The sequence below is a fragment of the Agrobacterium sp. LEGMi-208b genome (assembly GCF_059511785.1).
In genome coordinates, this window is sequence record NZ_CM183446.1 from 399,631 (window position 1) to 426,206 (window position 26,576).

Here is a 26,576-nt window from a genome sequence, read left to right on the forward strand (position 1 = left end):
CGCCTCACCGCGATGCGAGATCCATCACTTTAACCTGCGTGGCTTCACTTCTATCAAGGAAACCCGTCACCCGACCTTCATGCATGACCATGACACGGTCGCTCATACCCAGAACCTCCGGCATTTCGGAGGAAATCATGATGACGGCGACGCCCTGGCGCGCCATCTCGCAAACCAGCTTGTGAATTTCCGCCTTGGCCCCGACATCGATGCCCCGCGTCGGCTCATCCAGAATGAGGATGCGCGGCTTGGTCAGCATCCAGCGACCGATCAGCACCTTCTGCTGGTTGCCGCCGGACAGGTTTTCGATGCGCTCGTAAAGATGCGGCGTCTTCACCCGGAGCTTGCGGCACATTTCCTCGCAGGCATCCGACAGCGCGTTTTCCTGCACGAAGCCATTGGCGACATATTTGTCCTGCAGGACGGCGATCTGCATGTTCTCCAGAATATTCAGGATCAGCAGGCATCCCGTATCCTTGCGATCCTCGGTCAGAAACGCCATGCGGTGACTGATAGCCTTCGTCGGACTGTCGATCGAAACCGGCTTGCCGTCGATTGCAATCGTGCCCGAGGATGCGGGTGTTACACCGAACACCGTTTCCGCCACATTGGAGCGGCCCGATCCGACGAGGCCGGCAACGCCGAGAATTTCACCGGCGCGCACCTCGAAGGAAATGTCATGGAAAACGCCATTGAGCGTGAGATTCCTGACCGAAAGCACCACGTCGCCGATCGGAACCTCTTCCTTCGGGAACATCTGGGTGATTTCACGACCCACCATCATCCGAATGATATCGTCACGCGTTACGTCGCTCGAGGCGTGGGTGCCGATATATTTGCCGTCGCGGAAAACCGAAAATTCATCGGCGATCTCGAACAGCTCGTTCATCTTGTGGGTAATGTAGACGATACCGATACCGCGCTCCCGGAGATCGCGGATGATGCGGAAGAGATGCTCGACCTCGCGCTCCGTCAGCGCAGATGTCGGCTCATCCATGATGAGAACGTCGGAATCATAGGAAACAGCCTTGGCGATCTCGACCATCTGGCGACTTGCCACCGAAAGCTCGCCGACGCGGATTTCCGGGTCGAGATCGATACCCAGCCTTTCCAGCAGCGTTTCGGTGCGGCGATACATTTCGCCGTGATCGATAAGGCCCAGCCGGTTCTTCGGCTCGCGTCGTATCCAGATGTTTTCCGCCACCGTCATATAGGCCATCAGGTTCAGTTCCTGATGGATCATGGCAATGCCGTTTTCCAGTGCATCGAGCGGGGAATCGAGACGTATGCCGGCGCCTTTCAGGCGAATTTCGCCACTGTCCGGCTGGTAGATGCCGGCCAGGATCTTCATCAGCGTCGATTTTCCGGCGCCATTCTCGCCCATCAGCGCATGCACGGTGCCGCGCTTCAGCTTGAACTGCACATCATCGAGCGCCACGACGCCGGGAAATTCCTTGCGTATGCCTTCCGCCGCGAGAAGATACTCCGCATTCGGCACGGCTCCGCTGGCGCGCACGGCGGCCATTGTCGATGGACTGACGACCATCTCATCCTCCACAATAGACAAAAATGACCGGAAACAGGCTTTACCAAACGGCGCACCTCGCCTCCGGGGAGGCTTGCAGCGCCATGTCGATCACGACATGAGAGGCGCTGCAACACTTTGAATTCACTGAAATTCAATCGTCATCCGCTCGCGCACCGAAGCTTGTCTTCGGTGCCGTCGGAAACCGGCATCTGCCTCCAATATCAATCCGAACGGGCGCAGATGCCGGAAGGCGGCCGTTAGTTCTTGGCCACGTAGTCCTTGACGTTTTCAGGCGTGACGAGCTGGAAAGGAATGTAGACCTTCTTCTCGACCTTGTCGCCCTTGACGAGCTTCAGCGCCGCATCGAGGGCGCCCTTGCCCTGCCCTGCCGCATCCTGGAACACCGTCACATCGAGATCGCCCGACTGCATGGCCGCAAGGGCATCCTGTGTGGCATCCACGCCGGCGACGACGTAGTCCTTCATGTCCTTGCCAGCGGCCTTCAGTGCCTGAACGGCACCGATCGCCATTTCATCATTGTTGGCGATGACGGCGTTGAACTCGATACCGCTGGAGAGCCAGTTGGTGACAAGGTCGGAACCCTGCGTGCGCTGCCAGTTGGCGGTCTGCTCTTCAACAACCGAAATGCCCTTGCATTCATCGGTCTGCAAAACGTCCTTTGCAGACTGCGTGCGCATGCGCGCCGCCTGGTTCGAAAGCTCGCCCATCATGATGACGGCCTTGCCCTTGCCGCCGAGAAGGCGGCAAACTTCTTTGGCTTCAAGCGTGCCGGCCACCGTTTCATCGGAGGCGACGAATGCCTGGCCGTCCGGCAGCGTATCCACGTTCACCGGCTGGCGGTTGACGTAAACCAGCGGAATTTTCGCGTCTGCTGCAAGCTTCGACATGGCCGCCGTTGCATCCGTGTCAACCGGATTGACGATGATCGCATCGACCTTGGAAGCGATGAAATTCTGGATCTGGCTCTGCTGCTTGGCGACGTCGTTCTGCGCGTCTTCAACCTGCAGGGTCACGCCCTTCAGTTCCTTGGAATAATCCTGCATGCCGTTGCGCAGCACGGTCAGGAAGTTGTCGTCGAACAGCGCCATCGAGACGCCTACAGTCTCCGCATGTGCCGCCGTGCCCAGAAGCACAGACATGGCTGCGCCGATGATAAATTTCTTCATTGTTTTCTCCTCCTCGGTGTCCGGCGCCACCTCTCCCAGCCGGAGGCGAACCCGAAAGCCCGCCGCTACCTCCTCACATTCAGAAAACGGAATAATGAAACCGATTTTCTGTCTGTTCGATATATTTATTCCATTTTTGGGCTGAACGTCAATGCTTTCTTCACGACCCGGCGGCAAAGCGACACACAAGGCGGTGATGATGAGGGATTCCAGAGGATGTCCATTCCGGACGGGGCTGCCGATGAAAGCGTCCAAGCTCCATCCGCCTCATGTCCACCCTTGAAGCGGGGAGCCGTAAGGCGTTGAAATTACGGACTCCCGGTTCGAAGCTCGGAATGAGTTCGACTATGATGGAAGATTTATTCCAAGCCAAAATCCGCCGGCCCTTTTTTCACAGGGCCGGCGACAAAAGAAGAGCGTGACAAGTGCGTAGCGTCTTACCGGTGGGAAGCGGGCATGACATCGGCGGGAATCGGGCAGACATATTCGCTGCCCTCGGTCTTTTCCCGCCACTCTTTTTTGGCACTGGCGAGCAGTTCCGGCGAGGTCATCAGCGCAAGACCGGTCGTTGCAAGCGTTTTGGCGGCATGCGCCATGGCCTTGTGGGCGGCGGGACTTTTGCCCTGCGCTACCACCTGCCAGGTATGCGGATTGGTCCCGATCGCCCAGGCGGGCGTCCAGCACTGCGCCGTCGGCGTGACCCAGCTGACATCGCCGACATCGGTGGAACCCGCCCGGAAATGCGACTGACCATCGAAATCACGCAGGCCGAGATGCAGGGGCGTCGAACCATCGATCTTCCGGTTGGAAAAGACATCGCCCTTTATCTGGTAGAGCCGGATGCTGCTTTTGATCGCCTCGTCAGTAAAGGTGTCCTGAATGCTCTTTGCGAAAGCGATATCCGCCTCATCGAAGGCGATAGGGCCAAGCGCTACCATGTTTTCATGCATCGCCGTTTCCAGCGTGATGTTGGGCAAAAGGTTGGTTGAGGCGGTATCGAAGACAATCTCAACCTCGGTCTCGGTCATCATCGCCGCGCCGCGCGCCACCTTGTCCACCCGTGCAGCAAGATCGAGCGCCTGGCGCATTTCCGGGGCGCGGATCAGGTAAAGCACTTCTGCCTTGGCCTGCACAACATTCGCCGCCTTGCCGCCGGTATCGGTGATCGCATAATGCACCCGGCAATCCTGCGGCATGTGTTCGCGCAGGAAATTGACGCCGACATTCATGAGCTCGACCGCATCAAGCGCCGAGCGGCCGAGATGGGCGGCGTTGGAGGCATGGGCCGCAACACCCTTGAAACGGTAGAAATATTCCAGCACGGCAAGATTATTGGTGGAACGCACACCGTTGAACGGGGCCGGATGCCAGGTCAGCGCCGCGTCGACATCATCAAACAGGCCAGCCCGCACCATGAAGGTCTTGCCCGAACCGCCCTCCTCACCGGGGCAACCGTAATAGCGCACGGTGCCGGGCAGATTATTGGCTTTCAGATGCCGGGCGAGCGCGATGGCCCCCATCAACGAGCCGACGCCGAGGAGGTTATGGCCGCAGCCATGGCCGGTGGCGTCCGCCTCGCGCGGCTGCACCTGCGCCACATCAGCCACCTGGCTCATGCCGGCCAGCGCATCGAATTCGCCGAGGAAGGCAATGACCGGCTTGCCGCTGCCGAATTCGCCGATGAACGCCGTTTCCATGCCTGCCACACCGCGGCGAACCGCAAAGCCGTTTTCCTCAAGCGCGGCGGCCAGAACGCCAGCGGATTGCCGTTCTTCAAATTTAAGCTCGGCAAAATCCCAGATGCTGTCGCTTAAGGTGGTGAAGTCGGGCTTCATGGCCTCGACCTCGACGGCAATCGACATCACGGCATCACGGTTCATGGCTTGTCCTCGCATTTTCCGCCCTTTACGGGCACGCGCAAGCGCTTCGGCGGATGCACCGCCAAATACTTGCACCCTATGATGGAAAGTCCGCGCCGGGGTCCGCCTCCGGCGCGGGCAATAGTGGATCAGTTGTCGACCGAGACTTCCCAGAGGCGGGCGTTCGACTGCCAGACCGGCTGGCCCTTGAGCTTCTTCGTGGCACCCCAGACATCGACCATGTCGTAGAGGAAGATGCCCGGCATTTCCTTCAGCATCAGCTCATGGAACTCGTCGAAAATCTTCTGGCGCTTCGTCTGGTCGGCCTCGACATAGGCCGCCTTCATCAGCTCGATCGCCTTCGGATCGTCCCACATCAGCGAGGCGTTCTTGTCCTTGTTGCCGACATAGAAGGCATACATCAGCGCCGGGTCGAGACGCGGGGCGACCGACTGCGAGATCACCTGATAATTACCGGAGCGACGGCGATCGACCTGCGTGGCATAATCCAGCACCTCGATCTGCACGTTGAGACCCGCCTGCTGCATCATGGCCTGCGCCATGACGGCGGCCGGGAAACTCGGCACGTTGCCGCGCTTGTTGGCGATGATGGAGATCGGCTCGCCCTTGTAACCGGCAGCCTCCAGTTCCTTCTTCGCGGCCTCGATGTCATAGGCCGGACGCTGTTTCTGGGTCTCGTCGAAATAGACCGAGTCCTGCGAGACCATCGAGCCGTTGGCTTCACCCGTGCCGTTCGATGCGGCAGCAACCAGTTCATCGAGATCGAGCGCCATCGCCATGGCGCGGCGCACGCCTGGATTGCTCAGAACCTTGTCGCGGGTCTGGATGTAGAACAGGTTCTTGCCGTTGTTGCGGGCAACGATGAGCTGCATCTTGTCATTGGTCTTGAATTCCGGAATGAGATCAGGGGAAATCTCAGCCGTATCGAGCACGCCGGATTCAAGGCCCGCTTTCACCGTCGAAGCATCAGGAATGACCATGAATTTGATGCCGTCGGCCAGCGGCCGCTTGGAGCCGACCATGCCATCAGGCTTGCCGTCATTTGCCGGCGAAACATAATCGGCGAATTTGGCGAGGCGGATATATTCGCCTTTCTTCCACTCGTCCCACTGGAACGGTCCGGTGCCGATCGGCTTGACGAAACTGCCATCGGCAGCAACCGATTCCGGCGAGATCATGCCGGTATAACCGCATTCCGGCCGCGACATCAGGCCGAGGAAAACGGCGGAAGGTTTTTCAAGCGAGATCTCGACCGTGGATGCATCCGTGGCCTTGACGCCGGTGACGTGCGCTGCCCCGCCTTCCGCGAAATCGTTGAGGCAGGTCCATTTTGTTTCCGGCTTCAGATAACGTGTCCAGTTCCAGGCAACATCCTCTGCGGTGAGCGGCTTGCCATTGTGGAATTTCACGTCCTTGCGCAGCTTGAACGTATAGGTCAGGCCGTCAGCCGCAACCTCGACGCTTTCGGCCAGAAGCGGCTTCACCTCGCCAGCATTGTTATAACCTACGAGGCCTTCGACGATGTGCAGGATAACCCCGTCCGTATTGCCGTCGCGGTTCACGCCGGGATTGTTGCTGCGCAGATCCGAGCTTTGCGCGATGGTGATATCGCGGGCCGCCGCGATGTTGGCCGTTACCAGCAGGGCAACGCCTGCAAGGAGAAATTTTTTCACTGTTCTACCCTCTTTGTTGTCGTTGATTGTAATTGATTAAAAACCGTCCCAGCAGGCCTGTGCCAGCCGGCCGATCGTCTCAAGCGCGATGGTGTATCCCGGCGTGCCGTCAGGCATGGTTTGCGGAACCTCATCGGTATAGGTGGTGATGATGAAGGACGGCGCGCCGTTTCTGTAGACGATGCCGGCATCCATGCGCCCACGCTTGCCGCGGCCACTCTTGCTGGCCACCACGGCCTCGAAAGGCAGGCGGGAGCGAATTCCATACCGCAAAATCTGGTTTTTCAGCGTCTGCATCGCCCACTCGCACAATTGCGGGCTGCAACCGAGCTTTGCCTGCGCTTCGGGCGAGGACTGGGCATCGAGAATGGTCTGCAGCAGAAGCACCTGATCCGCCGCCGAGGTGGTCGTAACTGTCTTCAACGGATGGTCGGCCGCCAGCGCCAGCGGCGGGATGAGGAAACGGTGGTGGGTATTGGCCATGCCGAGCGACTTGCAATAGCCGTCCACCTCTTCCAGCGTCAGTCTCTCCAGCACCATCTTGGTGCAGACATTGTCGCTCAGCACCATCATGCCGGCGACGGCATCGCGTAGCGAAATGACGATACCCGGCGTCATATAACGGAACATGCCGCTCGCGACCTCTTCCGCCAGCCGTTTTTCATAGGTAACGGGCTGGTCGAGATCGATCCGCCCTTCGCTGGCGGCCTTGAGAACGGCCATCATGATCGACGTCTTGCGGGTGCTGCCCGATGGCGTCTCCTCGTTTTCTCCCCGGCCGATCTCTTCGCCGGTCAGGAGATTGCGCACCATGAAGCGCGTCACGAAAGGCTGTGCATCACAGATCGCATTTAATTGGGCAGCCACAGTCATTGTCATCTTCCTGTTAAACTTCATCTTCCAGACGCCATTTCAGTGTCACGCCGCCCTTTTCATTCTGGTCGAGGGCGGGAATGGCCGAGAGCAGCCGGCGCGTATAGGCCTCCCTCGGACTGTCGAAAATCGTGTCGCGGTCACCCTCTTCGATGATGCGGCCGTCCTGCATGACGACGACACGGTCGGCCACCTGCTCCACCACACCGAGATCGTGGCTGATGAACAGGCATGAAAAACCGTAACGTTTCTGCAGATCGGAAAAGAGATCGAGCACCTGCGCCCGCACCGTCACGTCGAGTGCCGAGACCGGTTCGTCGGCGATCAGGAACCGCGGACGGCGGGCAATGGCGCGGGCAATCGCCACGCGCTGGCGCTGGCCGCCGGAAAGCTCATGCGGATAACGGGCGGCAAAATCGGCGCCGAGCCCCACTTCCTCCAGCGTTTCCAGCGCCCGCTTGCGCTTGGCGGCCTGGTCGAGGTCAGGCACGAGGCGCAATGCCTCCTCCACCAGCGCCTGAATGGTCATGCGCGGATCGAGCGAGGAATAGGGATCCTGAAACACCATCTGGCAATTCAGGCGATAATCTTTCCAGTCCTCGTTGCGCTCGCGGCCCTGAAAGCGGATATGCCCTTCGCTTTCCTTGACGAGCCCGGCAATGGTGCGGCCAAGCGTCGTCTTGCCGGAACCGGAACCGCCGACGAGCGCCACGACCTCGCCCTCATGAATATCGATGCTGACGCCGTGCAGCGCCCGCTTCGGCTTGGCTTTTTTCAGCAGGGATTTGCGGCCGGCATAATCCACAACGATATCGCGGGCCGAAACCATTGACGCCTTGGAGGTGTCGATACGGCGCGGCTCACCGCGAAACGGCAGGGAGGAAAGAAGTTTCTTCGTATAGGGGTGCTGCGGCGCGTCCAGCAGGTCCTCGGTGCGGCCCTGTTCGACGATCGTGCCTTTTTCCATCACCACGATGCGGCTGGTATAACGTGCCACCATCGGCAGATCGTGGCTGATGAGGAGAACGGCGGTACCTTCCGCCCGCGTCAGCTCCACCATCAATTCCATGACATCGCGCTGGATGACCGCGTCGAGCGCCGTCGTCGGCTCATCGGCGATCAGCAGGGCCGGTTTCAGCAGCATGACCGAGGCCAGCATGATGCGCTGGCGCATGCCGCCGGAAAACTCGTGCGGATAGGCCGTCAGCGCACCTTCCGGATCGCGGATGCCGACCCGGCGCAGCATATCGAGAATTTTCTCGCGGCGCTCTTCGGGCGACAACTTCGTGTGAAGGATCAGCCCCTCTTCCAGCTGCCGGCCAATCGTCATCGATGGGTTGAGGGAGGTCATCGGCTCCTGAAACACCACGCCGATCTCCGCGCCGCGCAGACGCCGAAGCTCCTTCACCGGCAGGGACATGACATCCTGCCCCTTGTAGACGATCGACCCGCCGGTGACGGCGATGGCCGGTGGCAGAAGCGAGATGAGCGCGCGGGTGGCGAGCGTCTTGCCCGAGCCGCTTTCGCCGACGATGCCGAAGATTTCGCCCGCAGCAATATCGAATGAGACATCCTTGACCACCCGGTGGCCGGTTCTGGCGACTTCGAGCGAAAGACCGCGAACAGTGAGAAGTGTATTAACAGTCATTTGAGACCTCTCATGCGCGGGTCAAGCCTGTCGCGAAGGGCATCGCCCAGAAGATTGATGCCAAGCAGCGTCAGTGCGATGCAGAGACCGGGGAAAAGCCCGAGCCAGACGGCCTGCTGGATGAAGGGCCGGCCGGCGGCCAGCATGTTGCCCCAGGTGGGCGCCGGCGGCGGCACACCGAGGCCGAGGAAGGAGAGCGCGCTTTCCGACAGGATGGCCCAGCCGAACATCGAGGTGGCAAGAACCGTGATCGGCGCGATGCAATTGGGCAGGATGTGGCGGAACATGGTGTAGATTTCACCATTGCCCATCACCAGCGACGCCTCGATGAATTCCCGCTCGCGCAGGGAAAGCACGGCACCGCGCACCACGCGGGCCATGGATGGCGTATAGGCGATGCCGAGCGCGAAGATGATGCCATACTGGTTTGCACCGAAAACCGCGAGCAGGCCGAGCGCCAGCAGAATGCCCGGAAAGGCGAGAAGCGCATTGTTGATGGCCATGATGACGCCATCCACCCAGCCGCGCGCATAACCGCTGACAAGGCCGATCAGCGTGCCGAAGATCGTCGCGAAGCTGACCGTCAGGAAGCCGATCCAGACGCTGGCGCGCGCGCCGACCATCAGGCGGCTCAAAACATCGCGCCCGAATTCGTCGGTGCCGAGAAGATGGCTGGCGCTTGGGCCGGCCAGACGCGAGGCAAAGCCGAGCTTCATCGGATCATAAGGGGTCCAGAACAGGCCGGTTGCGGCGGTGATGAGCAGGAGGGCGATGAGAAAGCCGCCGATAAGCCCGTTAAGTGTGAACTTTTTCATTCGGCAACCACACGCGGATCGAAGAGGGGATAAAGAAGGTCGACGAACAGGTTGACCAGCACATAGGACAGCGAGACGAACAGCAGGCAGCCCTGTATGACCGGATAGTCGCGGGCAAAGATACTGTCGACCATCAGCCGTCCGAGGCCGGGAATGGTGAACACCGTCTCGATGACGGCGATGCCGCCGAGAAGATTGCCGAGGATGAGGCCGATCATCGTCCAGGTCGGACCGAAGGCGTTCTTGAAGGCGTGCCGCCAGAGGACAGCACCTTCGGAAAGGCCCTTGGCACGGGCATGGGTGATGTAATCCAGCCGCAGCACCTCCAGTGTCGAGGCGCGCGCCATGCGGATCAGAACGCCCATTTCGTGGATCACCAGCGTCATGACGGGCAGGACGAGATAAAGCATGCCACCGACGAAATTGTCGCTGATCGACACATATCCCAGCACCGGCAGCCAGCCGAGCTTGAGGCCGAAAAACAGAAGCAGCAGCAGGCCCAGCCAGAATGTCGGGATGGAGAGGAGCAGGGTTGCCGTTCCCACCAGCGCAAGATCGGTCAGGCTGTTCTGTTTCCAGGCGGCGATCACGCCTGCCGGAACCGCAATCAGGCTGGCGAGAAGCACGGCGACCACGACGATCTCCGCGCTGACGAGGAAGCGCGAGACGACCAGCGGCAACACCGCCTCGTCATTGACGATGGAGCGGCCGAAATCGCCCTGCACCACATTGCCGGCCCAGATGACGAATTGTTGCGGCATGGACTTGTCGAGGCCGAGTTCGGTCCTCATGGCTTCGATCTGTTCCGGTTGCGCCATGTCGCCCAGCATCAGGGCAGCCGGATCGCCCGGAATGAAGCGGATGAGCGCAAAGACCGTGATCGACACGAATGCGATCGTCGGCAGCGCCATCAAAAGACGGCTCAGTATGAATCTTATCATCGGTTCCCCACGATTGATGGCCGGGAATGACATCCCGCCTCTATCGGTTTCGTTGCTGGTGACTATGACGGATTGAGAAATATCACGCAATATTATGCGTAAATGTCATATGTCTATGCAGAATGGCGGCGCGTTTCATCCTGATGAGGACAATGAGGTTTTCCGCCCAAAATCCCGTTTTCAGTCGATTTTCTGCGAAAGCTGGATTTCCCGCTTCAGGGCATCGCTCAGTGCCTGCGCCGCGATGGACAAGGGTGCACCGGAAGCGCGCGCAAGACCGAATTCCTGTGTGGCCTGCGGGACGAATGGCCGGGCGACAACGGGAAGGTGCCGATAGAGGTTAGCATAAAAACTGCTGATGATCGTCACCCCCAGCCCATGCGCCACATAGGCGCAGGCGGAACTGTTGGTATGAGTCTCGATCTTCACCATCGGCTTCACACCCGCCTTCTTGAACACCTGATCGAGCGCCATGCGGTTCGGCCGCTGGCGACCGATGAGGATCAGCGGAATATTGCGCAGGTCCTTGACGGTGATTTCGGCAAGCCCGGCAAGCGGATGATCCTCCCGCACCACGCAGACGCTTTTGCCGGTCGCAACACGCTCAACATCGATGCCCGGCCCGATCTCGCCTTCCATTCGCAGGAAACCGAGATCGATCACCCGCTCGCCCACCAGCTTGTTGATGGCGGTGGTCGTCTCGAAGAAAGTTTCGATACGCACGCCGGGAAAATCCCGGACATAGTCGATCAGCATGGCGGGCGCGAAATTCTCCCACATGCTGCTCGGCAGGCCGATGCGAACGATTTCCGGGCCAGCAGCACCATTGCGCAGATCTTCGGCGTGGCCGGACATGCGATCGACGGCGAGCAGCACATTTTCGGCATCACGGGCAAGAAGTGCGGCCTCCGGCGTCGGAATGAGCCGCCCCTTGTCTCGGGCAAACAGTGTCAGCGACAGATCCGATTCGAGCTGCGCCAGAAGCCGGCTGACACCGGACTGGCTGAGCCCCATGGCCTTGGCCGTGGCAATGGTCGAGCCGGTGGAAAGAAGCGTGCGCAGGACTTCGAGCTGCTTGATGTTCATGAGGCCAGCACCATGAATGAAAAACGAGCCGGTAACGGTTCAAACCTTTTGCCGCCGATAGCGCTTCCTGTCACCGGTTTTTTATCCTACCCGCGACAGCGACCTACAATTTCACCTCGTAGACCGTGTCATGGGTGGCCACGCGTGCCTCGCCCGAGGGTGTCACCCAGCCACGGAACATGCCGGATGTATTATAGGGCGCGGATATGCCGCCTTCGGCATCGATCGCCACTAGCCCGGCACCGATATCGTAGGGGGCCAGATCCTTGTGCACGAGATTGCCGGCGGCGGTCTCCAGATCCTGCCCAAGATAGGCAACGCGGGACGCAATCTCGTGGCCGACGACATAACGGATGAAAAACTCACCCTTGCCGGTGCCGGAGACCGCGCAGGCGCCATCCCGCGCATAGGTGCCGGCGCCGATCACCGGGCTGTCTCCCACCCGGCCGTCCGGCTTGTTGGTGTAACCGCCGGTCGAGGTGGCCGCAGCAAGATGCCCTGCCGCATCGAGCGCCACTGCGCCGACGGTCCCGTGCTTTTCGTTTTCAGTCGCTTCCGTGCCCGTGGCGGCATGACGCTTCATCGCCGCCAGCGCCTCCACGCGTTTTTGCGTGGTGAAGTAGGATTGAGGCTCGGTCGCAAGCTCCTTTTCCCTGGCGAAGCGGTCCGCCGCCTCACCTGTCAGATAGACGGCACGCTCATCCACCATCAGCGCACGCGCCGCCTTCACCGGGTTGCGGATGGCGCGGGACGCGCTGATCGCGCCCGCCGCCAGTGTGGCGCCATCCATGATGGATGCATCGAGTTCGTGAATGCCGTTTTCGTTGAGTGCGGCACCATGCCCGGCATTAAAATGCGGGCTGTCCTCCATGACGACGACCGCCGCCTCGACCGCCTCAAGCGCGGTTCCGCCAGCCTTCAGCACGCCATAACCGGCACGCAGCGCTGCCGCCAGATCGTCGCGCGCAGCAGCCCATTCCTCAGACGTCATGCTGTCTTCCGGCATCACGCCACAACCGCCGTGGATGGCCAGTGCGATCTTCGTCATGTGCTCACTCCCTCGTCGCCCCACTCCGGCAGGGCCTCTTACCATCAATGAAAGGCGATATCGCCGATGACCCGCACGCGCACTCTGCGAGCGCCGCCCGGCAGATAAGCGATCGGAATATCCTCCACCTCAAGCGTCTTGAGGCTCGCCCGCTCCGCGCCAGACGCAACGGCTGCGTTCTGCGCCTCGGTCTCGGCTTTCGCAAGTGCTTCGTCGCGGCTCAGGCCGGAAAAGACCTGATCGACCTCGCCGGAAACCTGCGCCATCGCCGCGCCCAGCGCATTGGCTACGCCGGCATTTTCTACACGCAACACTTCCGACGCACCCGGAACCGTCTCGGGGATCAGGAACGCCCCGCCGCCGACCGCGACCAGCGGCACGTCTTCGGCCGAGGTCTTCATCTGGTCGAAACTGTCGGCCACCATGTCACGGATGCGTTGAAGCGAGGCCTGCACGAAAGCCGGATCGAGGTCTTTCACACGGTCGCGGTCACCCATCTCGATCAGACCGGCGGCCACCGCAATATCCGATGTCGTCAGTGTATCGCCGCCGAAAACCCGGGCTTCCGTCAGGATGCGATAACCGACCGAACGCGGGCCGATCTTGCCCGTCTCAGGGTCAACGATGGTGCCGCCGCCGAGCGCAATCGGCAGAAGATCGGGCATACGGAAAAGCGTGCGTACCCCGCCAATATGGACGATATTGTTAGCCTCGCGCGGAAAACCACCGACAAGGCAGCCGATATCGGAGGTGGTGCCGCCAACATCCACCACCATGGCGTCGGAAAGCCCGGTGAGGAAGGCCGCACCGCGCATCGAATTGGTCGGGCCGGAAGCGAAGCTGTGCACGGGGTTGGCGGCGGCCACATCCGCGAGCGCCACGGTGCCATCATTCTGGGTCAGATAGAACGGCGCCTTTACGCCCGCTTCGCGCAGCGCATCCGAAAATGCCTGAACCGTGGTCTTGCCGAGCGTTTGCAGCGCTGCATTCAGGAGAGCGACATTTTCTCGCTCCAGAAGCCCGATACGGCCAAGCGTATGGGAAAGCGTGATGCGTGCATCAGGGATCACGGAACGGACGATTTCCGCCGCCCTCACCTCGCACTCCGTCGTCAACGGTGAGAAGGTCGCGGAAATGGCGATGGAAGTGATACCCGCATCGCGGATTTTCATCGCCGCTTCGCGAATTTCATCGGGAACCATCGGCACCAGCGGACTGCCGTCATATTCATGGCCGCCGTGGACCATGAAGATTAGCGGATCAACGGCCTCGCGAAGATCCTTCGGCCAATCGCACATCGGCGGCAGTGAAGAACCTGTTGGCAATGCGATGCGGATCGCCGCGACCCGTTCCAGCCGGGCGCGCTCCACCACCGCATTGGTGAAATGGGTGGTGCCGATCATCACCGCATCAATCGGCCGGTCGGCCGCACCGACATGGCCCGCCACATGGGCAAGCGCCGCCTTTACACCGGAGAGGACATCCTGCGTGGTTGGAACCTTGATGGAAGCGACGATGGTGTCTCCATCGATCAGAACGGCATCCGTATTGGTGCCGCCAACGTCAATACCGATGCGTTTCATGGGAATACCGATCTGAAGTCAATGTCATAGCCGAAGGCGCGCGGGCCGACGGCGGCGATGCCGGCAGGAGTCGTCAAAAGCTCCGGCGCCGGCAGGGCGACAACCGTGACACGCTGGCCGTAACGCACCGATTCCGTACCGATGGCGCCACCGGAAACCGTGTCGAGAAGGCAGAGCAGGTCAGGCGTCATGGCGACGGGCTGGCCATCGCGGAAGGCGACCGCCCATTCGTTCTGGAAGGCGAGTTCCATGCGCGAACCGCGGTCGGCATCGATACCTTCAATGGTCGTGCTGCCACGCAGGAAACCACCGGTGGTCTCACGCGCCACATCCACCACCTTGCCCCGGAACAACTGCTTGCCGCCCTCATGGTTAAGAACCGCCTGAACCGGATCGTCATGGCGCGCACGCGCCTCCATCACCACGCGCCCAAGTTCCGTCGCCTTGGTGACGGTGTAGTGAATGCCCCATTCCTTCACTTCCTTGCCGGTGCGCGGCGCCTTGCAGGTGGCGGCGGTGGAGCCGACTTCGGTGCAGACCTTGCGCGAGATGCGCTCCATCCATTTCCACGAAGCAGCCCGCGTCACGATCACCTCATTGTCGCGCACATCGACCAGCGACAGCGGAAACATAGGCAGGTTGCCGATGGCGAAGGATGTCATCTGCGCTTCCGGATAGGCGCGTCCCATGGCATCGGCATTAACGACGGGCCGGTCGAGCACGGCGGCGGCGAGGAAGGACGACAGCGCATTGGAACCGCCGATTTCAACGCTCATGATCGCCCGGAACGGCTTGCCGAGATAATCCTCCATCACCTCGACGGCACGGGCGAGATGCACGGGATCCCCCAACCGCTCCTGACCGACAAGCGGCGCACCCATCTTGGAGACGACGGCAACCATGTCGTCATCGGCAAGCGCCATGGGGTCCATGACCTTTACCCGCCTGCCCTCGGCATAAAGACGGCGCAGATTGAGCGTCGAGATATAGGGATTGCCGCCGCCCCCCGTTCCCAGAATCCAGGCGCCGGTGGCCAGAGGTTCGATATCGTCTTCGGAAAATTCCTGGATCATGCGTCATCCTCGGGCATGCCGCAGCCTTTCCGGCCGCAAGCGATGCTCCTTCCCTTTGAAGTTCCAAGTCTGGCCAACCCCGCCATTTGTGGCGAGGCCGGTTTTCATGAGGCGGAGATCACTCCGCCTTGCAGTCCCAATGGAAATTGGAGAAGTTCAGGTCCCAGCTCTGCATGGGAATGAACTCGTAACCCTGAAGGCACTTGTTCGCCGCATAACGGCGGTTCGGCGCAACGGCCCAGACGTCAGGCTGAAGATCGGCGATCTTCGTCTGCAGCTCCTTGTAGGTGGTGTTCTGCTCATTGACATCGGTGGTGGCGCGAACCTTGTCGATCAGGCCGTCGATCTCAGCATTCTGCAGCCATTCCATTGACATCCAGGTGCCGGAAGCCTTGGAATGATACTGGTTGTAGAACATCGCATCCGGCGACGGGTAAGTCGGCGAAATGTTCACCTGCGTCGATGCCGGCGTGGTTTCGGGCTTGGAGGACAGCTCGACGATGCGGTTCCACGGCTCCGGCTTGATATCGAGCGTGATACCGATCTGCTCGAGGCTGGACTGCAGAAGCAGCGCCACTTCGGCCTCGAAGGCCAGCGACGCGACATAGCTGTTGACCAGCGTGATCTTCTGGCCGGCATATTTAGACTTCGCCAGTTCTTCCTTGGCTTTTTCCAGATCGTAGACGCCCGGCTGGATATCGCCGTTATGCGCATCCTTGAACGCGTCGGAAAGCGGTCCGCGCATGTCGAAGCCGGGATAGATCACTTCCTGGATCGTCTTGTAGTCGGTCGCATAGGCGATGGCGCGGCGCACATGAACGTCGTCGGTCGGATAGACCTTGGTGTTGAGCTTGATGACGAAACCGCCGGCGGTGCGGGTCTGGATCAGCTTGTAACCCTTCATGCGGCCGATGGATTCATAGGTGTCGTTGCCAAGCCCGTGCGAGGAAAGGCCAAGTTCACCCTTTTCCGCCAGCGCCTTGACGGTGGCGTCGTCGCTGGTCTGCACGAAGCGCACTTCGTCGATGGGCTTGCCCTTCGTCCAGCCGAGGAAATAATCGGCATTGCGGGCAATGACCATATCGGCGGAACGGTTGTAGCTGACGAGCTTGTAGGGGCCGGAACCGGCGGAATGTTCGCCGACATAGGCCTCGCCCCACTTGTCTTCCGGCTTGGTATTCGCCTCAATCAGCGTCTTGTTCATCGCCATCATCAAGGGCGTTGCCGCCATGAAGGGCGAGAACTGGCGCTCGATCTTCATGACCAGCGTCGCATCGTCAGGCGCGGTGACGTTTTCGGGCGACGATGAGGTTCGACGGGCCCTTGTTGATGCCGAGCAGGCGCTGGATCGACCAGGCAAGATCGGCAGCCTTTACCGCCGTGCCGTCCTGAAACTTCGCATCGTCGCGCAGGTGGAAGGTATAGGTCAGACCATCTTCAGAAATATCCCAGGATTTCGCCAGATGCGGCACGATTTCGCCCTTGGCGTTCACCGTGGTCAGGCCATCATACATGTTCACGATGGCCATGTAGCCGGTATAGTCCGTCACCTTCGCCGGGTCGAGCGAGCTGAATATCTGCATGGTGTTGACCGCGACCGACACCTTGTCTTCCGCAAGGGCTGCGGAAGAAACAAAGGGCAGCACGAGCGCCGTGCCGAGCGCCAGCGCGGCGAGACGGGAAGAAAGTACAGGCATTTTCATTATCGTTCTCCTCTTTATTGCGGGTCATTTGCCCCGCTTATGGTTAGGCAGCCTTGCTGACCGGAACGGGCAGCGGTGAGAAAGGAATGTCCGGATAACCGAAGGCCGCCGGCCCGACGACCTCAAGCGCGCGGGCGCTGCGCAGCAGGTCGTGGCAGGGAATGGCGATGACGGCCACGCGCTGGCCGTAGCGCAGGACCTCGGTGGTGATCGGATACCCCGTATCGACATCGAGCAGGACGATCAGGTCGGGCACCGTCACTTCCACCTTGCCGTCACGGGAAAACAGCAGGAATTCGTTCTGGATGGCGACGCCCGCCGTCTGGCCGGCGCAATCGTCGAAACCGGACAGCGTGAGATCGCCAACCGCAAAACCGCCGCGCAGATGGCGCTTCAGATCGGTGATCTTGCCATTGAAGATGCGCCGCCCGCCTTCCAGTGCGCAGACCGCGGCAATCGGGTCTTCCTGCTGCTTGCGGGCGCGGATCACTGCCTCACCGATAGCGATCGCCTTGGTGTAGGTTTTCGGAATGCCGTACTGGTGCACGTAATGCGCCTGCATCGGCGCGGTCGCCAGCATTGCGCCGCCGCCCTGCGAAACGACGCAGGCGCGCGCCATACGCTCGTGCCAGACTTCGGAAACAGCGTGGCTGAAGATGACGGCATTGCCGTGCAGGTCGCACATCACCGACGGCGTGGAACTATGGCCGTAGATGGAGAAGGTGGTCATCTGCATTTCCGGGAAAGCCCGGCCCATGCCGTCGCAATCGAGGATCGGCAGACCGCCCAGCGCCGCAGTCACCAGCGGGTTCATGGAATTGGAACCGCCGATTTCCTCACAGACGATGGCGTCGACCGGCGTGCGGATGAGCTCTTCCATCGCCCGCAGGCAACGCAGGCCTTCTCGGCCTTCGCGAATGCGCTCGACGCCGACGACAGGCGCGCCGATGCCGCCGATGGACATGCAAAGCGCGTCCGGCTCGATGGCGTCGGTCGCAAGGATCTTCATCTCGTAACCGGCCTTCATGGCCTCCAGCGCCAGCAGCTTGCCGAGATAGGGATTGCCGCCGCCGCCCGTGCCGAGAATGCCGGCGCCGATTTCCAGCGCGTCGAGGTCTTCACGGGTCAGCGTCCGCAATGCCGCTTCGTCATATTTCAGCTTGCGTGTCTCAGCCATGATTGGCTCCCATTTCTCCAACAACTTTCACATGAATGCGGGTGGCGTTGCCGGGCAGGTATGCAAGCGGCATGTCCTCGCGCTCGATGACATCAAGCGTTTCGGCAATCGCGCCAGCGGCAATCGCCTTTTCGCGAGCCTCGGCCTCGGCTTCTGCAAGCGCGCTCTCGCGCGTGCGTCCATCCACCAGCGAGAAGACCCGGTCCGTCTCGCCGCTGATCTGCGCAATCGCCGCACCGACGGCATTGGCCACCGCAAAATTCTCAGGCCGGATGACGTCCAGATCGCCAATACGGTCCGGCATCAGGATGGAGCCGCCGCCAACGGCGATCACCGGCACCGGCGACGACGAGATGCGGCTGCGCTCCACACAGGCCTCAAGCATGTCGTTGATCTTGCCGACCGCCGCATCCACGAGCTTCTTGTCGAGGCTGGAAACCAGCGCTTTCTCGCCCACATCCGCCTTGCCGGAGGCAACGGCGATATCGGTTGCCGTCAGGGTCGAGCCACCGAAGCAGAGTGCATCGCGGCGAACGCGGTAACCGACGGATTTCGGGCCGACGGTCAGGCCGTGATCGCCATGGACCACCAGCGAACCACCACCGAGACCGATGGAGAAAACATCAGGCATGCGGAAATTGGTGCGCACACCGCCAATATCCACGGTGGTCGAGGCCTGGCGCGGGAAGCCGTGCGACAACGAACCGACATCGGAGGTGGTGCCGCCGACATCGACCACGACGGCATCCTTGAGGCCGGTGAGGAAGGCCGCACCGCGCATGGAATTCGTCGGGCCGGACGCGAAGGTGAGTACGGGGAAACCGCGCACCACATCCGCCGCCATCAGCGTGCCGTCGTTTTGGGTGATATAGAACGGGCAGGTAATACCCGCAGCCTTCAGTGCCTCGCCGAAAGCCGCAACGGTGCGGTCGGCAAGCGACAGCAGGCTGGCATTCATGATCGCCGCACTTTCACGCGCAAGCAGACCGTGACGGCCAATATCCTTGGACATCACCACCGGCAGGCCAGGGCAGCGCTCCTGCAGGATTTCCTTCGCCCGCAGCTCCATCGCATCGTTGATGCCGCTGAAAACGCAGGTGACGGCAGCGGCCTTCAGGCCCTTGGCGCGAATATCGGCGGCGATGCGGACGATTTCGTCCTCATCGAGCGGCGAAATTTCGCGGCCGTCGAATTCGTAACCGCCGCGCACCTGATAACCGTGGTTGCCGACGATTTCCTTGAGATCATCCGGCCAGTCTACCATGGGCGGCAGGCCGGCGCCGGAAGGCAGGCCGAGCCGGATGGCGGCCACCTCATCCATATGCCGACGCTCGATCACCGCATTGGTAAAATGCGTGGTGCCGATCATCACGGCGCCAATGCGTGCCCGGTCGATGCCCGATGCCTCGATGACCTTTTCAAGGGCTTCGATGACACCTGATGTCACATCCTCTGTCGTGGAGGCCTTCACCCCCGCCAGAACGGTTTTATCCTGCAACACAACGGCATCGGTATTCGTGCCGCCGACGTCAATTCCAACGCGATACACGTCAGGCTCCTCTTTCATCAATCGGTCGTTTTGACGAGGAAGCGCATGCGCTCTTCCTCGGTCACGGTGGGTTTGAGACGTTCTTCCTCGTCGGTGACGACGGGGATGGCCGCGATCAGGGCGCGGGTATAGGGATGGGCCGGCTCGGCAAAGACCGCCGACGTCACGCCCTCCTCGACAATCTCGCCGCGCAGCATGATGGCGATGCGCGAACAGAAATTGCGCATCAGCGACAGGTCGTGCGAGATCATCAGATAGGTGAGGCCAAGCTCCTCGCGCAGTTGCAGCAGAAGGTCGATCACCGTCTTCTGCACGGAGACATCGAGCGCCGCCGTCGGCTCGTCGAGGATGAGGATTTTCGGTTCTGCCGCGAGCGCGCGGGCAATCGCCACGCGCTGCTTCTGACCACCGGAAAGCTCGTGCGGATATTTGCCGAGATAGGATTGCGGCAGCCGCACCAGCCCCATCAGTTCCTGCATCCGGCTTTCCCGCGCCTGGCCATCCATACCGATAGATTTCAACGGCAGGGAAAGCGTCTGCCTGACGGTACGCTTCGGATTGAGCGAAGTACCCGGATTTTGGTAAACGATCTGCGTCAGCCGCTTGCCACGCTCAGGCACCGGGGCGTCGATGACGAGATTACCGGAGGTGGGACGCGAAAGGCCCATGATCATGCGGGCAACCGAGGTCTTGCCCGAACCGGATTCGCCCGCAAGGCCAAAAACCTCGCCCTGCTTCAGCGTCAGGCTCACGTCGCGCACGGCATGGTAGCCATTGCGCCTGCCGTAAATCTTGTTCAGGCCTTCGATTGTGATGATCGGCTGCCGCGTGCTTTGCGCCAGATCGGTAACGCGCGGGCCATAAAGCGGCGGCACGGCATCCAGCAGTGAACGCGTATAGTCCTTGGCGGGACTATGCAGGATTTGCGTGCAAGGGCCGGTTTCGACGATATCGCCGTGGTGCATGACCACCACCCGGTCCGCCACCTTGCGCACGACGCCGAGATTGTGGGTGATCATCAGCAGCGCCATGTTTTCTTCGGCAACCAGCTGGTTGATGAGGTTGAGGATTTCATCCTGCGTCGTCACGTCGAGTGCGGTGCCGGGCTCATCTGCGATCAGGAGCTTCGGCTGGTGCAGCAGGGCAAGGCCGATCAGCACGCGCTGGCGCATACCGCCCGACAGCTCGGACGGATAGGCGTTCATCACCCGCTCGGTATCGGCAAGCTGCACCCGGCGCAAAACGGCTGCGATGCGGTTGCGGCGCTCCGCCTTGGACGAATTGATACCATCGCGTTTGTCGGCAAAGCGCATGACATCATCGAGATGCGTGCCGATCTTGAAGACAGGATTGAAGGACGATAGCGGGTCCTGCATGATCAGCGAAAACGCCGTTCCCTTCAGCCCCTCACGCTCTCTGCGCGGCAGGGCAAGCACATCCCGGCCATCGATGACGATGGCGCCGGAGGTGATCGCGGCATTCTTCGGCAGGGTGCCGATGATCGCCTTGGCGGTGACCGATTTGCCCGATCCGGTTTCGCCGATCAGCGCCACGCGCTCGCCGGCGGCAACGGTGAAGGCGACATCGCGCAGTACCTGCCGGGTGCGGCCATAATTGGTGAAGGTGACGTTGAGGTTTTCGACCTTGAGAAGCGGTTCAGTCATGGCCTTAGCTTTCCACGTCGAACATGTCGCGCAGGCCGTCGCCCAGCAGGTTGAAACCCAGCGTCACGTAAAGCACGGCCGCACCGGGGCAGAGTACTTCCCACCAGAAATCCGGCATGAACTGGCGCCCGTCGGCGACCATCGATCCAAGGTCGGGGGTCGGCGGCTTGACGCCGAAACCGAGGAAGCTGAGCGTCGCGCCGAACAGGATGACGAAGGCGGCATCAAGCGTCGTCTTGACCGATATGACCGAGACGCAATTGGGCAGGATTTCGCGAAAGAGAATGTGCAGGGGGCCGGCACCGGCAAGACGCGCCGCCTCGATGTAGTCTTCGGACGCAATGGACTTCGATACCGAATAGATCAACCGCGCGTGCCAGGTCCACCACAGCAGCGTAATCGCGATCATGGCGTTCATCAGCGTCGGTTCCAGGAGGTTGGAGACCGCCAGCGCCATGACGAGCGGCGGCATGGCCAGCATCACATTCGTCAGGCCGCTGATGAGTTTCTCGGTCCAGCCGCCGAAATAACCGGCAATGAGGCCAAGCACCGTGCCAACAGGCACGGAAATGCCGAGCACGCCGATGACGAGAAGGAGGGAAACACGCAGCCCGAAAATGGTACGGGAAAAGATATCGCGGCCGGCCTTGTCGGTGCCGAACCAGTGCTCCAGATCCGGCGGCATATGGCGGGCGCGGAAATCGACGACCGCGCCGATATGTTTCGGATAGGGCGTGAGCCATGGCGCGAAGACCGCCAGCACCAGCACCGACAGAAGGATCAGCGAACCGATGACCGCCGCCGGATTGCGGCTGAAGCGATACCACATCATATAACCGGCACTTAGACCGCGATCGGTGGGTTCGAGCATTTTCATATCAGCCATCAGCGAGCCTCCTTGCGGCGCAGGCGCGGGTCGATGATCGAGATCAGGACATCCACGATCAGGTTCGCAACGATGAAGAACAGGCCGGCCACCAGCACCACGGCAGTGACGGCATTGAGGTCTTTCTGCAGGATGGCGTTCAACCCGTAGGAAGCGAACCCGCCCCAGGCGAAGACCATCTCGATCACGAAGGCATTGCCGATCAACGACGCAAATTCGAGGCCCATGATCGTCAGCGGCGCAATGGAAGAGAGCTTCAACAGGTAACGGAAGATGATCACACGCTCCGGCACGCCGAAGCTCTGCAGGGTCAGCACATGGTCCTTGCGCTGGTTTTCAATCATCGAGGAGCGGGTAATGCGGGTGATCTGGCCGATGCCCGCCATGGAAAGCGCAAAAGCCGGCAGCGCAAGGTGTTTCAGCGCATCCAGCACCACATCGAACCGTCCGGCCAGCGTGCCGTCGATCAGGATGAAGCCCGTCGGCCCGCCCTGCCAGCCGAGCGAGTGATCGAGCCTGCCGATGATCGGCCAGCCGGAGAGAAACCGGGCGGCCAACAATTGCAGCGTGATGGCGAAAAGAAAGCTCGGGATCGTGACCCCGGTGAGCGACAGGATGCGACCGATATGGTCCAGTGGCCGGTCGCGGTAATGTGCCGTGATGACGCCGAGCGGGATGGCGACGGCAAACATGAAGATGACAGAGACCAGCACCAGTTCGACGGTTGCCGGAACGGTCTGCGCCAGATCGGTGGTGACGGGGCGCTGCGACACCAGCGAAAAACCGAGATCGCCGTGCAGGGCATTGCCGATGTAATCGAGATATTGGATGGCAAGCGGCTTATCGAGGCCCATCTCGCCGCGCAGCGCATCCACCTGCTCCTGCGTTGCCGCAGGACCCAGCGCCATGCGGGCGGGATCGCCGGGGACCACACGGGCGAGCCCGAAAATCATGATGGACAGGGCGATCATGACCAGCACGAAGGTGCCGAGCCTGTTCAAAATCGCGACCAGCGGATGTTGCTGCATCGGTGGAACGTTCCTTGTGCATCGGTTGCCTGAGCACAAGTTTTCACCAGATGGCCGTTCGAACAATTGCCGAAAGGTATAGTTTTTTGAAGAATGAGTATAGGTTTTTAAATCTGGATGCCCTATCCCTTTCCCGATGACACTCCTGCCCCGTCCCCGCCTCTGCCACCGTATCGCCAGCGAAACCGCGGGCGTGGTATTTCTGCGCGCGCCGGCGGGAGCCGGAAAAAGCGTGTTGCTGGAGATGCTCGCAGAAGAACTGGGAACGCAGATATGCCGCACGCACCAGCCGCAAAGCGACGACGCGGTAAATGGCTGCCTGCTGTGGGACGTTCCGGTCTTTGCACGGGCAGTACGCATGCCCGCCCCCATTCTGGAGTCGGTGCGTTTCGTCGTCATCGCCTGCCGGCCGGACCAGCGGATCAGCGGCATGGCGCGGCACATCCTGCATCGCGGTTCGCTCACCATAGGATCGGACGAACTGGCCTTCAGGCCGGATGAGGCGGATGGCCTTCCGCCCGAACAGAAGCATCTGGCACTCGAGGATTATGCGGGATGGCCGGCCTTCCTGTCGCTCGCGCGCCTGCCGGATGAAACCTTATGCGCCGACTATCTGCGCGAAAACTATCTGCCGCATCTTTCCCCTGCTCAAACGGTCGAACTGTCCTTCTGGCTCGAAAATCCCTCCGCAGACCCAGATGCGGACTGGAGCAAGCTTCTGCCGCCCTTTCTGACGGGAAAGCCCGACAATCACCGCACGCTGATACGGCTTCTGACGGTTGCGGCAAAAGAACGCCTCGCCACATTGCGGGCCGGCAGCGCCGTGGTGGAGGTCGCCTCGGCGTTCGAAAAGGCCGGACGTTCGCTCGCCGCCATGGCCATGCTGCTGGACCGCGGTTACGAGACCCATGCCGCGCAAATCCTCGAGCGCGCCGACGGCCGTGAGCTGATCTACAGAAGCAGCGTCGACCGGTTTCGCGAAATCATCATGCGGTTTTCGCAGGATATGATCGCGGCGAATGAAACCGTGCTCTTCGCCGTCACCCGCGCGCTGCTGAAACAGGGCGAATTGCAACGCGTGCGCCATCTGCTCGGCAAGAGCCTCGGTTCGGATTATCTCGATCCGCTGAAGGTGCTTGCCCGCGGCTCGCGGTTTTCCTTCGCCGCCCGCACCTTCCGCCTGAACCTGATGATCGCCGAGGACCTGACGCCCAATGACGCTGTCATAACGCGGCTCGGCGAGTTCATGGCCGATTATCCGATGGACGATCACGGCAAATGGGCGGCCTATTATAATGCGCTGCTCGAATTCGAAATCCGCCGCCGCAATTTCCGCGAGGCGGAGGCGGCTGCCGCCCGCGCGCTTATCTACCTGCGCAAGATGGGCGGGCAGCCCCTGCTGGAATTCTTCATCCATCTGCACCAGATCGTTTTGCGGCTGATGAGCGGCGATGTGCTTCTGGCCCGCCGGGCGGCGCAGGAGGCGCGCGCACGGCTGGAACAGGTGCCGCATGATGCCGTGCAGGAGTTCCGGATGCTGCGGTTGGCGGAAGCCTGCCTTGCCTATGAAGCGGGAAAACCGCGCGACCTTCTGCATTTCGTCGAGCACGAATTCGATCACTTCGCCGCTGCCGAAATCTGGCCGAGCCTCATGCAGTTTGCCCTGTTTTACGCCTCGCAAGTCTTGAGCGACCATTTTCCGATGACTGTTCGCCCGGGCTTTCTCGACGGCCTGTGGATTCATCTTTCGGAAGGTCTGCAATTCCATGCAATGATGGAGATCAGGACGGCCCTCGCCTATCAGAACGCCAACCGCTGGGCGGATGCGGCTGCTACCCTATCCGCAATCCGCATGCCGATGGGCCGCAACTGGGTGGAGAGCGCCCATGAAGACCTTTCCCGCCTGACGCGCCGCGACGAAATCGCCTATGTCATGGCCTGGCTGCGCGATGCGGTGCATCTTTTCACGCCGCGCGCCTATCTCTCCCGCCAGATCGACGCGATGATCGCCAATCCAAAGGTCACCAATCGTGAAAAGGTCGCGCTGAGGATCTGGCAGAGCTATGCCGCGCAGCAGCGCCGCGACAATGCCGCCGCCCGCGCCCATATCCTCACCGCCCTTGAATCGGCAACCCGCCTTGGCTGCAACGGCGTGCTGTCGGAAGAGCGCGTCTTTCTGTCGCCGCTTCTGAACAATCGCCGTATCCGCAGTTTCATCGAAACCTCTTCCGATGTGCGCGCGGCGCTGTCAATTTTCGCCGCCTCGGTCAACTCGCCGCAGGCGCGTGCGCTGCATGGCGGGCTTTCGCAGCGCGAAGCGCAGATGCTGCAACTGCTGGCCAGCGGCATGTCCAACAAGAAGATCGCCCAGACGCTCAACATCTCGGAAGTGACGGTGAAATTTCACCTCGGCAACCTGTTCCGCAAGCTGGATTGCAAACGCCGCGCGGAGGCGATCCGCGCGGCGAAAGCACTGGGCTGGCTGTGAGGTTCAGCGGTTGTTCTTCTTGCGCCATTCGGCGAAGGCCGTCTGGTGTTCGTCCTTGGTGCAGGGGTAAAGCCCGATGATCGTCTGGCCGGCCTTGACCTGCTCCACCACGAAATCCTCATAAGCCGTCATTTCCACCGCCTCGGTGGCAATCTCGTCGGCAATGCCGGCGGGGATGACGATGACGCAGTCCGCATCGCCGACGATGATGTCACCGGGAAAGACAGGCGCGTCGCCGCAGCCAATCGGGCCGTTGATCTCGATAGCCTCGTGTTTGGTGAGGTTGGTGGGGCTTGAAGGGCGGGTGTGGTAAGCAGGAATATCCAGCTCGGCGATGGTGGCCGCATCACGGAAACCGCCATCGGAAACGATGCCCGCTCCGCCGCGAACCATCAGTCGCGTGACGAGGATATCGCCGGCCGAGGCGGCAGTGGCGTCCTTGCGGCTGTCCATCACAAGCACATGGCCCGGCGGGCAGGTCTCGATGGCGACGCGCTGCGGATGGGCGGGATTGCGGAACTCCACGAGCTGATTGCGATCCTCACGGGCCGGCATGTAGCGCAGGGTAAAGGCCGGGCCCACCATGTTCGTGCCCTTGTAACCGAGCGGGCGCACGCCCTGGATGACCTGATTGCGCAGGCCGCGCTTGTAAAGCGCCGTCGCCAGCGTGGCGACGGAAATCGTCAACAGTTTTTCGCGCGTTTCATTGTTCATGTCTGTCTCCTCGCAGTGGGCGGATGGATGTG

Annotated in this window: 19 protein-coding genes and 1 pseudogene; 1 reads left to right on the forward strand and 19 read right to left on the reverse strand. The window is 61.1% G+C overall.

Features of this window, described 5'->3' with window-relative positions:
- Window positions 1-4: 4 nt before the first annotated feature.
- The 18 genes and pseudogenes from AC5YUO_RS16580 to AC5YUO_RS16665 form a co-directional block, all read right to left on the reverse strand.
- Window positions 5-1,546, reverse strand: coding sequence for a sugar ABC transporter ATP-binding protein (locus AC5YUO_RS16580; RefSeq protein WP_496155994.1), 1,542 nt, complete (start codon window positions 1,544-1,546; stop codon window positions 5-7).
- Between the two features lie 239 nt (window positions 1,547-1,785).
- Window positions 1,786-2,715, reverse strand: coding sequence for a sugar ABC transporter substrate-binding protein (locus AC5YUO_RS16585; protein WP_400812810.1), 930 nt, complete (start codon window positions 2,713-2,715; stop codon window positions 1,786-1,788).
- A 437-nt stretch (window positions 2,716-3,152) separates the two neighbouring features.
- Window positions 3,153-4,595, reverse strand: a complete 1,443-nt coding sequence (locus AC5YUO_RS16590; protein WP_496155995.1) for a M20 family metallopeptidase — start codon at window positions 4,593-4,595, stop codon at window positions 3,153-3,155.
- A 128-nt stretch (window positions 4,596-4,723) separates the two neighbouring features.
- Entirely contained in the window at window positions 4,724-6,268 is a 1,545-nt protein-coding gene (locus AC5YUO_RS16595) for an ABC transporter substrate-binding protein (RefSeq protein WP_496155996.1), read from the reverse strand.
- Between the two features lie 36 nt (window positions 6,269-6,304).
- Complete coding sequence (locus AC5YUO_RS16600; protein WP_035221036.1) at window positions 6,305-7,141, reverse strand: serine hydrolase; 837 nt, start codon at window positions 7,139-7,141, stop codon at window positions 6,305-6,307.
- A gap of 13 nt (window positions 7,142-7,154) precedes the next feature.
- Entirely contained in the window at window positions 7,155-8,789 is a 1,635-nt protein-coding gene (locus AC5YUO_RS16605; RefSeq protein ID WP_496155997.1) for an ABC transporter ATP-binding protein, read from the reverse strand.
- Window positions 8,786-9,604 (reverse strand): ABC transporter permease, encoded by an 819-nt coding sequence (locus tag AC5YUO_RS16610; RefSeq protein WP_003524591.1) that lies wholly within the window; start codon window positions 9,602-9,604, stop codon window positions 8,786-8,788. The genes AC5YUO_RS16605 and AC5YUO_RS16610 overlap by 4 nt, the downstream gene beginning before the upstream one ends.
- Window positions 9,601-10,545 carry an ABC transporter permease gene (locus AC5YUO_RS16615; RefSeq protein ID WP_496155998.1) on the reverse strand — a complete coding sequence of 315 codons (945 nt, stop codon included), beginning with the start codon at window positions 10,543-10,545 and terminating at the stop codon, window positions 9,601-9,603. Before AC5YUO_RS16615 ends, AC5YUO_RS16610 begins: the two co-directional genes overlap by 4 nt.
- 180 nt (window positions 10,546-10,725) lie before the next feature.
- Complete coding sequence (locus tag AC5YUO_RS16620; RefSeq protein WP_496155999.1) at window positions 10,726-11,631, reverse strand: LysR family transcriptional regulator; 906 nt, start codon at window positions 11,629-11,631, stop codon at window positions 10,726-10,728.
- A 103-nt stretch (window positions 11,632-11,734) separates the two neighbouring features.
- Entirely contained in the window at window positions 11,735-12,679 is a 945-nt protein-coding gene (locus tag AC5YUO_RS16625) for an isoaspartyl peptidase/L-asparaginase family protein (RefSeq protein ID WP_496156000.1), read from the reverse strand.
- Window positions 12,680-12,723: 44 nt separating this feature from the next.
- The gene (locus AC5YUO_RS16630; RefSeq protein ID WP_496156001.1) at window positions 12,724-14,262 is read right to left on the reverse strand and encodes a hydantoinase/oxoprolinase N-terminal domain-containing protein; all 1,539 of its coding nucleotides are present in this window, start codon (window positions 14,260-14,262) and stop codon (window positions 12,724-12,726) included.
- Window positions 14,259-15,335 carry an S-methyl thiohydantoin desulfurase family protein gene (locus tag AC5YUO_RS16635; RefSeq protein ID WP_496156002.1) on the reverse strand — a complete coding sequence of 359 codons (1,077 nt, stop codon included), beginning with the start codon at window positions 15,333-15,335 and terminating at the stop codon, window positions 14,259-14,261. Before AC5YUO_RS16635 ends, AC5YUO_RS16630 begins: the two co-directional genes overlap by 4 nt.
- Window positions 15,336-15,453: 118 nt before the next feature.
- A pseudogene (locus AC5YUO_RS16640) lies at window positions 15,454-17,038 on the reverse strand (ABC transporter substrate-binding protein).
- Between the two features lie 43 nt (window positions 17,039-17,081).
- Entirely contained in the window at window positions 17,082-18,215 is a 1,134-nt protein-coding gene (locus AC5YUO_RS16645; protein WP_004438394.1) for an S-methyl thiohydantoin desulfurase family protein, read from the reverse strand.
- Window positions 18,208-19,764, reverse strand: coding sequence for a hydantoinase/oxoprolinase N-terminal domain-containing protein (locus AC5YUO_RS16650; protein ID WP_496156004.1), 1,557 nt, complete (start codon window positions 19,762-19,764; stop codon window positions 18,208-18,210). Before AC5YUO_RS16650 ends, AC5YUO_RS16645 begins: the two co-directional genes overlap by 8 nt.
- 17 nt (window positions 19,765-19,781) lie before the next feature.
- The gene (nikE, locus tag AC5YUO_RS16655) at window positions 19,782-21,428 is read right to left on the reverse strand and encodes a nickel ABC transporter ATP-binding protein NikE (RefSeq protein WP_496156005.1); all 1,647 of its coding nucleotides are present in this window, start codon (window positions 21,426-21,428) and stop codon (window positions 19,782-19,784) included.
- 4 nt (window positions 21,429-21,432) lie between these two features.
- Complete coding sequence (locus AC5YUO_RS16660; protein WP_020813268.1) at window positions 21,433-22,314, reverse strand: ABC transporter permease; 882 nt, start codon at window positions 22,312-22,314, stop codon at window positions 21,433-21,435.
- Window positions 22,314-23,342 carry an ABC transporter permease gene (locus AC5YUO_RS16665; RefSeq protein ID WP_142855896.1) on the reverse strand — a complete coding sequence of 343 codons (1,029 nt, stop codon included), beginning with the start codon at window positions 23,340-23,342 and terminating at the stop codon, window positions 22,314-22,316. The genes AC5YUO_RS16660 and AC5YUO_RS16665 overlap by 1 nt, the downstream gene beginning before the upstream one ends.
- Window positions 23,343-23,478: 136 nt before the next feature.
- On the opposite strand from AC5YUO_RS16665, the gene AC5YUO_RS16670 reads away from it, so the two are divergent.
- Complete coding sequence (locus AC5YUO_RS16670; protein ID WP_496156006.1) at window positions 23,479-25,830, forward strand: helix-turn-helix transcriptional regulator; 2,352 nt, start codon at window positions 23,479-23,481, stop codon at window positions 25,828-25,830.
- A 3-nt stretch (window positions 25,831-25,833) separates the two neighbouring features.
- Here AC5YUO_RS16670 and AC5YUO_RS16675 read toward each other — a convergent pair whose 3' ends face one another.
- On the reverse strand, window positions 25,834-26,544 hold the full coding sequence (locus tag AC5YUO_RS16675) for a ribonuclease activity regulator RraA (RefSeq protein ID WP_496156007.1): 711 nt from the start codon (window positions 26,542-26,544) through the stop codon (window positions 25,834-25,836).
- Window positions 26,545-26,576 lie beyond the last annotated feature (32 nt).